This window comes from Cellulophaga sp. F20128 (genome assembly GCF_023015805.1).
Lineage (GTDB): Bacteria > Bacteroidota > Bacteroidia > Flavobacteriales > Flavobacteriaceae > Cellulophaga.
Genome location: NZ_JALKBA010000004.1, coordinates 151,357 through 163,589 on the forward strand (window position 1 = coordinate 151,357; position 12,233 = coordinate 163,589).

General features: G+C 34.0%; 10 protein-coding genes. 4 read left to right on the top strand and 6 right to left on the bottom strand.

Annotated features, from left to right (window positions below):
- Nucleotide 1: 1 nt before the first annotated feature.
- Together MWU65_RS05970 and MWU65_RS05975 are read right to left on the bottom strand one after the other, a co-directional pair.
- Nucleotides 2-1,957: a PKD domain-containing protein gene (locus tag MWU65_RS05970; RefSeq protein ID WP_247076271.1), complete on the bottom strand. Its 1,956-nt coding sequence runs from the start codon at nt 1,955-1,957 to the stop codon at nt 2-4.
- 138 nt (nt 1,958-2,095) lie between these two features.
- The gene (locus tag MWU65_RS05975) at nt 2,096-3,091 is read right to left on the bottom strand and encodes a hypothetical protein (protein ID WP_247076272.1); all 996 of its coding nucleotides are present in this window, start codon (nt 3,089-3,091) and stop codon (nt 2,096-2,098) included.
- A gap of 120 nt (nt 3,092-3,211) precedes the next feature.
- Between MWU65_RS05975 and MWU65_RS05980 the strand changes: the two genes are divergently transcribed.
- Both MWU65_RS05980 and MWU65_RS05985 read left to right on the top strand, forming a co-directional pair.
- Nucleotides 3,212-3,790, top strand: a complete 579-nt coding sequence (locus tag MWU65_RS05980) for a sigma-70 family RNA polymerase sigma factor (protein ID WP_247076273.1) — start codon at nt 3,212-3,214, stop codon at nt 3,788-3,790.
- 6 nt (nt 3,791-3,796) lie between these two features.
- Nucleotides 3,797-4,534: a tetratricopeptide repeat protein gene (locus MWU65_RS05985; RefSeq protein WP_247076274.1), complete on the top strand. Its 738-nt coding sequence runs from the start codon at nt 3,797-3,799 to the stop codon at nt 4,532-4,534.
- Nucleotides 4,535-4,569: 35 nt separating this feature from the next.
- Here the strand turns inward: MWU65_RS05985 and MWU65_RS05990 are convergent, their stop codons facing one another.
- Both MWU65_RS05990 and MWU65_RS05995 read right to left on the bottom strand, forming a co-directional pair.
- Nucleotides 4,570-5,850 carry an amidohydrolase gene (locus MWU65_RS05990; RefSeq protein ID WP_247076275.1) on the bottom strand — a complete coding sequence of 427 codons (1,281 nt, stop codon included), beginning with the start codon at nt 5,848-5,850 and terminating at the stop codon, nt 4,570-4,572.
- A gap of 44 nt (nt 5,851-5,894) precedes the next feature.
- Entirely contained in the window at nt 5,895-6,356 is a 462-nt protein-coding gene (locus MWU65_RS05995) for a GNAT family N-acetyltransferase (RefSeq protein WP_247076276.1), read from the bottom strand.
- A gap of 158 nt (nt 6,357-6,514) precedes the next feature.
- Between MWU65_RS05995 and MWU65_RS06000 the strand changes: the two genes are divergently transcribed.
- On the top strand, nt 6,515-8,839 hold the full coding sequence (locus MWU65_RS06000) for a UvrD-helicase domain-containing protein (RefSeq protein WP_247076277.1): 2,325 nt from the start codon (nt 6,515-6,517) through the stop codon (nt 8,837-8,839).
- Nucleotides 8,840-8,855: 16 nt separating this feature from the next.
- Here MWU65_RS06000 and MWU65_RS06005 read toward each other — a convergent pair whose 3' ends face one another.
- The gene (locus tag MWU65_RS06005; protein WP_247076278.1) at nt 8,856-9,701 is read right to left on the bottom strand and encodes an alpha/beta hydrolase; all 846 of its coding nucleotides are present in this window, start codon (nt 9,699-9,701) and stop codon (nt 8,856-8,858) included.
- Between the two features lie 45 nt (nt 9,702-9,746).
- Between MWU65_RS06005 and MWU65_RS06010 the strand changes: the two genes are divergently transcribed.
- Nucleotides 9,747-10,367: an L-threonylcarbamoyladenylate synthase gene (locus tag MWU65_RS06010; RefSeq protein ID WP_247076279.1), complete on the top strand. Its 621-nt coding sequence runs from the start codon at nt 9,747-9,749 to the stop codon at nt 10,365-10,367.
- Between the two features lie 49 nt (nt 10,368-10,416).
- Here the strand turns inward: MWU65_RS06010 and MWU65_RS06015 are convergent, their stop codons facing one another.
- A complete protein-coding gene (locus MWU65_RS06015; RefSeq protein ID WP_247076280.1) occupies nt 10,417-12,189 on the bottom strand; it encodes an OmpA family protein in 1,773 nt (590 codons plus the stop codon).
- Between the last annotated feature and the right edge of the window lie 44 nt (nt 12,190-12,233).

Here is a 12,233-nt window from a genome sequence, read left to right on the forward strand (position 1 = left end):
TTTAGAATTTCCAAATGGCATAGAATTGCCAATAATTAAAGTCTTCCTCAAAATTTAATACATATCTGGCGCCTAAACTTGGTCCAATACGGGCAATTCCAAAGGTAGCATCAAACAAAATACCTTTTCTAATATTTGAAAATGAATCCGTAAACTCATCAGTATTGGAAGTACTACTCATCAAAAAATCATCTTTGTCGTTTTCATATAAATTAACAGTAAAAGTCGTAGTTTGTTTTTCGCTAAAATTAAAATTTCCTTGTATACCAGCACCTAAACCTATGTAGTTATTAATATTGTAACGCAGTAAAACAGGTACTTCCCAATTCACATTTTGTTGTTCATTTACTGTTGTAGTTCGCTGCAATTGTCGTGTTCCTTGACTATTATCTACTATTTCATCAAATGAATTGGTATCTGAATAGGAATTAAAATTACTAGTCCATTCAGCTTGTAAATACCAACGATAGGCTTTGTATGGAGAAATAGTAGCTCCTATAAAATAACTTTTAGAATCCTCTAAATCAGGATAATAATTATAGCCAGATTTCACCCCAATGGATATACCGGGTAAAAAACGAGTTGTTGCATAATTGGTAATGATTGGTTCGTTCTTATCAAAAATAATAGCTGTTCTACTTTTCGTTTTTTTCTTGTGAAAATCTTTGGCAAATTTAATACTGTATTTTACAAAACCTTTGGTAGAATCTTTTTCTTGTACATTTTTTTGCTCGCTGCCAGGAATATAAATGTTTTTATAAGTAAAAATAGCTTGATTTTTAGTGAAGGTTGTATCTAAGCAACTATAGGTCACTGGTTCTTTAGGACAAATGGGGCATTCAGGATATTGATCTTCAATTTCTAAGGTTGCCATATCTAACATTTCAGGAATATCTGTTTCCAATCGAATTGTACGTGCAGGCCCTTCCCCATTGTTTTGAAATTTAATTTTATAGTTCAACCTTTTAAACCGAACAAACCTGTAATTCATTATACTTCCATTAGATGACATTTTGTTAGGATCATGAGAGGTAACAATCTCCATTTCCATATCCTTAATCTTATGGTTGCCATAATTGCTATCTGGGACATACACACCTCGTACAGAAATTATAGCACTTGTATCTTTTATCATTTCTGGAGTAGTACGCATACTTAAAAAAATATTTCGCTCTTCGCCCGGGCTTATACCATTAAATTCAATAACACTTTGGTCTCTGTACTTAAGTTTAGCCTCTTCCAAGGATAATGGTAAATTAGTTTTTATCGTTGAGTCTTGGGCTGTTTCATAGGCTAATGGATTTGTATACAAGGACCTATCTGCCAAAAAAGTAGCCTCATCATTACCCTGTGTATGGAGTACAAAAGTGTTGTTGGCATCTAGAATATTCTCACCATAGTGTGTTCTTATCTCAGGGGTTTCAAAATTATCTGCTTTGAATTGCGATTCATTAAAAAATAGATGGATTTTTCCAGAAGCCACATAATTTAAGGTGTTTTTGTAACTAAGAATAATTACCATTTCTTCGTTGACCATTGGTTCCCTGTTTCTTTTTATCGTAAAATCTTCTTGCATGGAAGAAGTATCCTCAACATCCTCTGCCGTTTGCCTAATGCTTAGGGTTGTAGGTCTAGTAGCAGGAGGTCTTTCTGTTCCATAATTGTTTGTTGCCCATAACGAAACTTTATAATCACCTTTTTTCTTATAATGATGTTTTGGCTCTTTATCGGTACTATAAAATCCGTCTCCAAATTCCCAGTAATACGAATAGAAGGCAGTTGGGGCTCCTGCTATTTGTTGTAGTGGAGGTGTATTGGGGATAAAAGAAATTAAGTTACCATTTGCATCATATCCAATTTTGGCTTCGCGTACAATCGTGTCAATTGACTGCTCTATTTGAGCAAAGACACTTATTTGAATAAGAAGTAATACTAGAAATGGTAAGGTTTTTTTCATCTTTTTAAATTGTTTGGTTATAAATATAGCAATTATGAAGTTTAAATGCAGTCATTGATTGGTATCAGCAATAAATATAAACAGTAAAAAGTGATGGCTATTATGGCCACCACTTTTTTGAACACTATAAAAACAGAATTATGGTAACATACTCATTATATCTTTTAGTTGTGCTTCTGTTACAACCGCAGTTTCTCCTTGCGAAAAGGTAATTACTGAATTTGCAGAAATAGTTACTGCTTTAATGGCATATCTCCAGGCACCATTTTCTTCAGATACAAAGATTACATGACATTCTAATCCAATTGGAATTTGTCCATAATGCTCACTAAACATTTTAGTAATTTCATCATAAGTATCTAATTTTGCCAATGCTGGTAACTCACCATCATAGGATAGATAAATGGCAGAGTTTTCGTTGGTATAACCATCAGGAACCGCAGCTAAAATTGTTGTTTTAGGTCTTGGGTCATTATAAAATCTATCAACGTTTGTCCATCCAAATTCACCAAATTGCGCATAATAAATTGTACCTCCATTATTTTCTCCTACCTCTAAATTCTCACCATTACCATCAGCATTAACTTCTTCATCCCAAGCTAAATCACCCGTTTCTGGGTCAATTATGCCTTTCCATAATGTCATATCATAATCTTCACCACCAGTTAGACTGGTAGGAATTTGTACATTAATTCCACAACTAGTTGCTAATTGTTCACCGTTTTGAGTGGCATTTACATAGAATTCACCACCAGAAATAAGTAATGCTTTTTTTCCATCAGGCAAGAGCCCCATAGTTGTCTTATTGGTTGTAAGCATATTTCCTTTGTCAAAAATTTCAACATACTCAATATCTACAACTCCTGTTACTGCCGTTCCATTGTTAGTTAAACAAGCACCATTAATTGATAATAAAACGCCATTATCTGTAGTAAACACTCCGGTACCTACACTCACATCAAAGCTAAAATCCTGAGTTATCCCTTCTAAGGCAATTTCTTTAATAGCAGAAAATTCTTGTGCTGTTGGTGGCATAAGGATGTTTTCAAAATCATCATCGTCATTCATCACACAGGATGTAAATAATGTTGATCCTAATAACAACATTCCTAAAATTGATTTCATGTTTTTCATAATTTCTAAATTTTATTATCTAACTTATTTTTAAGTTCTTCTCCCTTATATCAACACTATCTAAATTTTGTTACCCCGATCAATAAAGTTTTTTTAAATTCGTTTAAAATATCAAGGTTTATGAGTACTAAAAATCCGCACCGTGATCAAATCTATATCAATGGGTTGGTAGCCAATGATTCTATTATTATCAAGGAGATTTATAATAAATATGTACCCAAAGTGGTAAACTATATAAAGAATAATAGCGGTGATGAATTTTTGGCCAAAGATTTAATCCAGGAAGTATTGGTAACCATATATCACCAAGGAAAGGACAAAAAATTACAACTTACCTGTCCCTTTGATGCCTATTTTTTTCTATTGTGCAAACGGAAGTGGTTGAATGAGCTCAAAAAACCTAAGTTGAAAAAGGTAACAATTAATGAAGAAATTGTATCTAAGGGAGACGATGCTGAAGAACTGGCAGATGAAACTTTTATTTTTAGTCAGAAGCAAGAGCTGTTTAATGAAATGTTTCAACAATTAGGGAAAGCGTGTCAGGATTTACTAAAGGCAACTTTTAAGATAAAATCAATGGAAGAAGTTGCTGCCTCCTTGGGTTTTACCTATGCTTATGTGCGTAAAAAGAAATCCTTGTGTATTGGTGAATTAACGAATAAGGTGCGTAATGCACCAAATTACAACAACCTTTTTTAACTTGTAATGATGAACGAAAACGATTATTTATTATTTGAAGATTATTTAGAAGAAACGATGTCTGAAGCTGCAAAATTAACATTTGAAAGTAGGTTAAAAACAGATGCTACTTTTTTAGAATCTTTCAACTTGTATAAGGAAGCCACAAACCATTTTAAAAATAAATTTGCAAGGGAAGAAGAGACCTTAGCTTTTAAAAATAATTTGGAAACCACCGCTACCGATCACTTTAAAAAAGCGACACCAAAGCTTGTAAAGTTTCAACCTTGGAAATATGCAACAGCGGCATGTTTACTCTTGTTTTCTGGATTATTCTTTTACTTCAATTCCATATCAGGAATTCCTAGTTATGAGGATTTAAATACTATTTCAGAAATAAATATCGTTGAAAGAAGTTCTAATTCAGAACTGCTTAAAAAGGCTGAAAATGCCTTTAACAAACAATCTTTTACTGAAGCAAAAAATTATTTAGATCAAATTTTAGTTAAGGATACAACCAACTCAGAATTATTATTTTACAAGGCAATTGCCCAACTAGAATTGTCTGAATATATGGAAGCTGAAAATAGTTTAACTCGCTTAAGCAAAGGTACCTCCGTTTATGCCAATGAAGCCGTGTGGTATCTTGCGCTAAGTAAACTAAAGCAAAAAGAATACGACAGCTGTAAAAAGATCTTAAACACCATACCTGAATCAGCCGATACGTATTCTAAGGCTCAAAAATTAGTAAAAGCATTGGAGTAGGGCTTAGGCTACTAATTCACTCCAATGCTAAGCATTTAGTTATTCAAGAAGTCTAAACTCATTTCTGTTAGTGTTTTTACACCCAATAGCATTCCTGCGTCATCAATTTTAAAATCTGGTGTATGGTGTGGAAATGACTGGGTGTTTCCGGGAGTCATTCCCCCTAAAAAGAAATAAAACCCTGGAACTACTTCTTGAAAATAAGAAAAATCTTCGCCTCCCGTTGTTGCTTTCATAATTTGTACATTGGTGGTACCTGCAACCCGTTGCATTGTAGGTAGCATTTTATGAACCAAATCGATGTCATTATAGGTTATAGTAGTCTGACTTTCTATTTGAAAAGTAGCTTCGCCACCATAGGCCTTCGCAATGGTTTCTGTCATTTCTTTCATTCTACGAATAATTAATTCCCGCATTTCAGGATTTAATGTTCTCACTGTACCAATTAGTTCTGCACTTTCTGGAATAATATTAAAACGGACACCACTTGTAATTTTACCAACGGTAATTACAGCAGCCTCTTGTGTTAAGTTAGATTCCCTACTAATTATGGTTTGTAAACCGTCAATAATTTTTGCTGAAATAAGAATTGGATCTACACCAGACCAAGGTTGAGAGCCGTGGGTTTGTTTGCCTTTAACATTAATTACAAAGCGCTCTACAGCGGCCATAATACCTTCTGTTTTATATTTTATTACCCCAACAGCTGTACCAGAATTAATATGCAAACCAAAGATAGCATCTACGTTAGGGTTTTGGAGCACCCCTTGTTTAATCATTAAAGGTGCACCGCCTTCTTCACCTGGTGGAGGCCCTTCTTCTGCAGGCTGAAAAATAAATTTAACAGTCCCGTTTATCTTGTCTTTATTTTTTGCTAAAATTTCGGCTACACCCATTAAAATTGCTGTATGGGTATCGTGACCGCAAGCGTGCATAACTCCTGTTTCTACACCCATAAATTCTGAGGATACTGTTGATTTAAAAGGCAAATCATTGCGCTCTGTAACGGGCAAAGCATCTATATCTGCGCGCAAAGCAATTACTTTTCCTGGCTTGTTCCCTTTTAGAAGTCCAACTACTCCTGTTTTGGCAACTCCCGTTTGTACTTCAATCCCTAAAGCTTGTAAATGAGCTGCAATTTTTTCGGCAGTTTTAAATTCCCGATTAGAAAGTTCAGGGTTTTGATGAAAATGGTGCCGCCATTCAATCACTTTTTCTTCAATGTTTCTGTATTCGCTGTCCAAATTGTAATTCTGTGCTTGCATTGTAAAGCAGCAGATCACGAACCCTAAAATTAAATTACACTTTGTTTTCATGGATTGTTTTGTTGATTAGTTATTGATTTATTTTTATCTTAAAATTATACTTTCATTCTCATAGTTACCACATGTTTTTTAAATCCCGCTTTTTCATAAGCCTTTATTGCCACTGTATTTTCATTATAAACATCCAATCGCACTTCAGTGATGCCTTGCTTTTTTATCCATTCAAACAAAAAGTCTATAATACTTTTATTTATGCCAATACCACGTTGTTTTGGATCTACATACATAAAACCTAAATAGGCGTACATATTATGCTTTAAATGTGGTTTGCCGGGGGTAATCGTTGCATAAGCCGAGCCAATAAGCTTATCTTCTAAGACAGCAACTGCCACCGCTGTTTTATCGTCTTTGAGTAAATCCTCTATGCTGTAATATGAAATAGGATCTGGTTTTAGTGTTTCATCAAACGGACGTTCCGCTTGGATAATCCCTTGTTCAAAAGACTTTAATATGAGAATATCTTCTAAGGTAGCCAATCTGATTTTAATTTCTTCCAATCTAAAGTTTGTATTTATTCATTGTAGTATACCCTTAAAGATATTTAAAATAGGAATGAATATCGGTGTATTGTTTATAATTATTAAATGGAGATGCCCCATTTGGTGGTATTTATGGTTAAATTTACATTTCCTTTTAACAAAACACAACTAGAGATTTGGAAGAATTTATTTCAGAATTAAACGAGGCCCAAAAAGCACCTGTATTGCACAAAAAGGGAGCATTAATGGTTATTGCTGGGGCTGGTTCTGGTAAAACAAGGGTGCTTACCTACCGTATTGCCTATTTAATGCAACAAGGTATAGATCCTTTTAATATTTTGGCGCTGACCTTTACCAATAAGGCAGCCCGAGAAATGAAAAAGAGGATAGGAGATATCGCTGGGTATGCAGAAACTAAAAATTTATGGATGGGAACTTTCCATTCTATTTTCGCAAAATTGTTACGTTTTGAGGCAGACAAATTAGGGTACCCCAATAATTTTACAATTTATGACACCCAAGATTCCCAACGACTTATTTCTTCGATAATAAAAGAAATGCAATTGGACAAGGATATCTATAAATACAAGCAAATACAAAATAGAATATCGTCGTATAAGAATAATTTAGTTACTGTTAAGGCCTACCTTAATAATCCTGAATTGGTAGAGGCAGATGCTATGGCAAAGCGCCCTAGAACCGGGGAAATCTATAAAAATTATGTAGATCGTTGTTTTAAGGCTGGAGCAATGGATTTTGATGATTTGTTATTAAAAACCAATGAACTTTTAAATGTTTTTCCAGAAGTATTACAAAAATACCAAAACAGGTTTCAGTATATATTGGTAGATGAGTATCAAGATACCAACCATTCGCAGTATTTAATTGTAAAGGCACTGTCTGATAAATTTCAAAACATTTGTGTGGTAGGTGATGATGCACAGAGTATTTATTCTTTTCGAGGTGCAAATATTAATAACATATTAAATTTTCAAAAAGATTACGACAATGTTGCTATGTACAGGCTAGAACAAAACTACCGTTCTACCAAAAATATAGTAAACGCTGCCAATTCCATTATAGAAAAGAATAAAAACCAATTAGAGAAAGTAGTTTGGACTTCTAATGATGACGGTCCAATGGTTAAAGTGCATCGCAGTATCACGGATGCAGAAGAGGGCAGGTTTGTGTCGGGTACCATTTTTGAAACCCGTATGAATGAACAGATGCATAACGGAGAATTCGCAGTTTTATATCGTACCAACTCACAGTCAAGAGCCATTGAAGATGCGTTGCGAAAAAGAGACATTCCTTATAGAATCTATGGCGGATTATCTTTTTACCAACGCAAAGAAATTAAGGATGTATTGGCGTATTTACGACTGGTTATTAACCCCAAGGATGAAGAAGCTTTAAAGCGCATCATTAATTTCCCAGGGCGAGGAATAGGACAAACAACCTTAGATAAATTACTCGTTACAGCAAATCATTATGGGCGTTCTATTTTTGAAGTAATGGAAAATATAGACAAAATAGATTTAAAAATTAATGCCGGTACCAAGCGTAGATTGTCTGAGTTTGTCAATATGATTAAGAGCTTTCAGATTATGAATAAAGGTGCTGACGCCTTTACACTATCAGAACATGTTGCAAAAAAAACAGGGATACTCTTAGAGTTTAAAAAAGATGGCACTCCAGAAGGAATTGCCAAAATGGAGAATATAGAAGAGCTTTTAAATGGTATCAAGGATTTTGTGGAAGGGCAAATGGAATTAGCAGATGCAACGGGTAATATTGCAGAGTTTCTAGAAGATGTTGCCTTGGCAACTGATTTAGATAATGATAAGGGAGATGATGATAGAGTGGCCCTGATGACCATTCATATGGCTAAGGGACTAGAGTTTCCTCACGTTTTTATAGTGGGTATGGAAGAAGATCTTTTTCCGTCTGCAATGAGTATGAATACGCGAAGTGAATTGGAAGAAGAACGGAGACTATTCTATGTTGCATTGACCAGGGCAGAAAAACAAGCCTACTTAACTTATACAGAGAGTAGGTATCGATGGGGAAAACTTGTAGATGCTGAACCCAGTAGGTTTATTGATGAAATAGATGAAAAATACATCGAAAATCTAACGCCTGTAAACACCTACAAATACAAGTCATTAATTGATACGGATATATTTGGCGACGTTGATAAAAGTAAATTACGGCAAATAAAACCTGTTTCCGGAATTGCTCCAGCGAAGTCAAAACCCAATGAAAACCAATTGCGAAAGTTGCGAAAACTAAAGCCAGAATTAGGAAACCCAATTGGTAATTCTGTTCAATTAGATTCAAATTTAGTAGAAGGTACCGTGGTAAACCACACACGGTTTGGCAAGGGGGTTATTATAAAGATTGATGGAGTTGGGAACGATAAAAAGGCAGAAATTCAATTTGATAAAGGTGATATTAAAAAATTGCTATTGCGTTTTGCCAAACTTGAAATATTAGCATAAATCCAGAGATAAAGTTTTACATGTGTTTTTGTATAAATGCTTTTAATTTAATAGAAGTATCAAATAAACTTAACCCAATCCAGCCATGTGCTTCATTGGGATAAAAGGTATATTCAACGGGTACATTTAACTCTTTTAGTTTCAAATTCAAATCCCTTCCTTGTGAATTTGGGATTAAAGGGTCTTGTCCGCCATAAAATAACTGGGTTGGGGGGGAAGAGGTTTTGGCTTGGTATAACGGACTCACTTCTTTAAGAAAGTCAATATCATCACCAAATTGATCTAACATCGCTCTTAAATCAGCATCGGTGGCATTTATATAGGCCTCATCTGCCAGATTTGTAGGTCCAACAATACTGCAAACCAGTTCTATATTGTTTGCGTTCTCCTGTTCGTAACTGTATAATAGTGCTAAATGTCCACCTGCACTAGCACCAATAAATCCAATTTTATCAGAAATGACATAATCGCTCTTATTACTTTTTAAGTGATTAACTACGGCTTTAATGTCATTAATCTGCATGGGATAAGGCGTATTATTGGCATCCGCTAATCTATAATTCATATTAACAACGGCATAGTCTGGCAGTTGTTCGCGTAAAAAATCTTTAAAGGCATTCATTTCATTTTTACTCCCAGAATTCCACCCGCCACCGTGTATTAAAATTAGAGTTTTGGTATCTAACGTTCTATTTTTTGGTAGGTATATATCGTATTCTTGCAGCGCATCAAGTCCATATTTTACGTTTGTTTCTGCTCTGTATTCTAAATTGGTTTGAGCTTGGGTAGATTCATCTGTGGTACAAGCGCTAAACCAAAAAATGCTGAATAGTATAATTATAGAGGAAGTGTATTTTTTCATAATTATTATTTAGTAAATTTACAGTATTCAATATGATAACGTATTATGGCTCAATTTATTAAAATATATCCTGAAAATCCCAACCCCAACGAAATAAAAAAGGTGGTAGATATCCTTAGAAAGGGTGGGTTAGTGATTTATCCTACGGATACAGTTTATGGATTGGGGTGTGATATTACCAATACTAAAGCTTTAGAAAAAATAGCTCGAATTAAAGGTGTGAAATTGGCGAAATCAAATTTTTCGTTTATCTGTGCCGATCTAAGTAACCTTTCTGAATATGTAAAACAAATAGATACTGCGACTTTTAAAATATTAAAAAGGGCGTTACCGGGTCCCTATACCTTTATACTTCCTGGAAATAACAACCTACCGAAAGATTTTAAAAAGAAAAAAACCGTTGGAATTCGTGTGCCGGATAATTCTATAGCCAAAGCACTTGTATTGGCTTTGGGTAATCCCATTATTTCTACGTCTATTAGGGATGAAGATGAGATGTTAGAATATACTACAGATCCAGAATTGATCTATGAAAAATGGGATAATTTGGTTGATATTGTTATTGATGGAGGATATGGCGATAATATAGCTTCTACCATCATAGATTTATCTGAGGGTGAACCAGAGGTGCTCCGAGAAGGAAAAGGGAGTTTAGATATCTTATAAGTACGTATAAAATAAAACCAGTGAGTAAACACCCACTGGTTTTATTTGTTTAATCGGAGCAGATAATTTTAAATTCTGTTCTCCTGTTTGCGGCATGTTCCGTTTCGGTACAAGAAACAAAATCCATACAATAATTGAGTAATTCTGTTTCCCCAGCACCCCGAGCTATCAATCTGTCTTTATCTATTCCCTGTGAAACTATATAATCTACAGTAGATTGTGCTCTTTTCTGAGATAGTACCTGATTAAATTCTTTGCTTCCTCGAGAATCTGTATGCGATGACATTTCTACCTTAATTTTTGAGTTTTCTTTCATTAAAGTAATAATGTATTGCAAGGAATTTTGAGCATTATTGTCTATGTTCCATTTCGCTAATTCAAAATTTATGTTGGTTAATTTTATAGCTTTTCCACAGGGATCTACACACATTTCCAAATCAATAAACAAAGATTCCTTGCGGTTAAAGTTTTTTGCATTGACTTCTATATCATTTGAAAAATAACCATCTTTAACACCTTTTAATATATAGATTGAGGTTTTATTTAAGTAGAATGTAAATTCTCCTTCTAATGTAGAGATGGTATTTTTTTGTAAGGAAGAGACTTTGTCTCTCAATAAAATATTGACCCCTTCTATCTTGGTAATATCATTACACTCTATAACTACTCCCTTCATTATAAAATTTTGATCGCTATAAACTAAGTCTTTTTGAATAGAATTACCATGAACTGAACAATTCTTGAAATCCTCCACAGAAACCTCCATTTTGTCTAACTCTTTACTGTAAAACTTTCCTTTAATAAAATACTTAGCTACAGAAATATCTTCAAAAATTACAGTGCCATATAGATTGGTTATACCGGTTTTAATAATGTTTCCTTGAGCGTCTTCTAAAAGCACATTGGCATTGGCTAAAATTTCACCTGAGTATTTATCTTTTACAGTAATAGTGATATTGCATGTAGATTTTTCTATACAATGGGGCTTATGATCCAAACCACAAATTTTGCATAATTTAGTTTTTTTTGTGAATTTGTAAGTCAACCCTACAAATGCTCCTACGGACCAAACCGAATGATCAATAGGGTTTATTTGTGACACAGGGTTGCCGTCTTCTAATATGTATGAACTAGTTTCATCTTGTTCTACTTTCTCTGTAAATGGAGCATACATGGATGTAATTCCACTTTCATTTAATTCAGGAGTTTTGAAATGGTTTAAATAATAGCCACCTAAATTAAAACCTAAATGGTCATTGAAAAAATAAGTAAATCTTAGTTGTCCTTTTGCAGAAAGTATTTGTTTCGCATTGTACCCAGCGTGAAAATTTAGAGGAAACCCACCACTATGTGTTAGTGATGTTCTACCTCCTTTAATTGCAGCAAACCCTATACGCGTATTTATTTCAGCAGTAAACCTTTTGGATTTCGTTGTGTATTTAAAATTGGGACCTAATCCATAAAAAAATCTAGTTATGTCTTCATAATCTAGGTTTATGTCTTCTAAGGGAATTCCTCTAGAGTTAAATAAGTTTGTAGTTGGATAGGTATTTCTTGGGCTATTAGCTATATAATCTACATCTGCTCCAATGCCAATCCAATGGTAATAATAATCTAAGGATAACCCTAAATCCATTCCCCCATCGTAATTTATAAATGGTGTATTGTTCGCATATGTTGGAAAATCATATCCAATATGGGAAGAAATGTTAAATTGAGTATTATTCTCCTTTGCTTCTTGTCCAATCCCTTTATAAATTAAAAGTAGACTGATAACAAAGAATGCTAATATTACCTTTTCTATTCTATTATCTGTTTCCATTTTTTTGAGTTTTATCGTTAATAGTATATCAACCAAATCAAAAA

Excerpts from the sequence above, each read along its gene's own strand:
- MWU65_RS05990 (WP_247076275.1), bottom strand. The coding sequence starts at position 5,850 with ATGAAAACAAAGTGTAATTTAATTTTAGGGTTCGTGATCTGCTGCTTT.
- MWU65_RS06015 (WP_247076280.1), bottom strand. The coding sequence starts at position 12,189 with ATGGAAACAGATAATAGAATAGAAAAGGTAATATTAGCATTCTTTGTT.
- MWU65_RS05985 (WP_247076274.1), top strand. The coding sequence starts at position 3,797 with ATGATGAACGAAAACGATTATTTATTATTTGAAGATTATTTAGAAGAA.
- MWU65_RS05975 (WP_247076272.1), bottom strand. The coding sequence starts at position 3,091 with ATGAAAAACATGAAATCAATTTTAGGAATGTTGTTATTAGGATCAACA.
- MWU65_RS06010 (WP_247076279.1), top strand. The coding sequence starts at position 9,747 with ATGGCTCAATTTATTAAAATATATCCTGAAAATCCCAACCCCAACGAA.
- MWU65_RS05980 (WP_247076273.1), top strand. The coding sequence starts at position 3,212 with ATGAGTACTAAAAATCCGCACCGTGATCAAATCTATATCAATGGGTTG.
- MWU65_RS06005 (WP_247076278.1), bottom strand. The coding sequence starts at position 9,701 with ATGAAAAAATACACTTCCTCTATAATTATACTATTCAGCATTTTTTGG.
- MWU65_RS05970 (WP_247076271.1), bottom strand. The coding sequence starts at position 1,957 with ATGAAAAAAACCTTACCATTTCTAGTATTACTTCTTATTCAAATAAGT.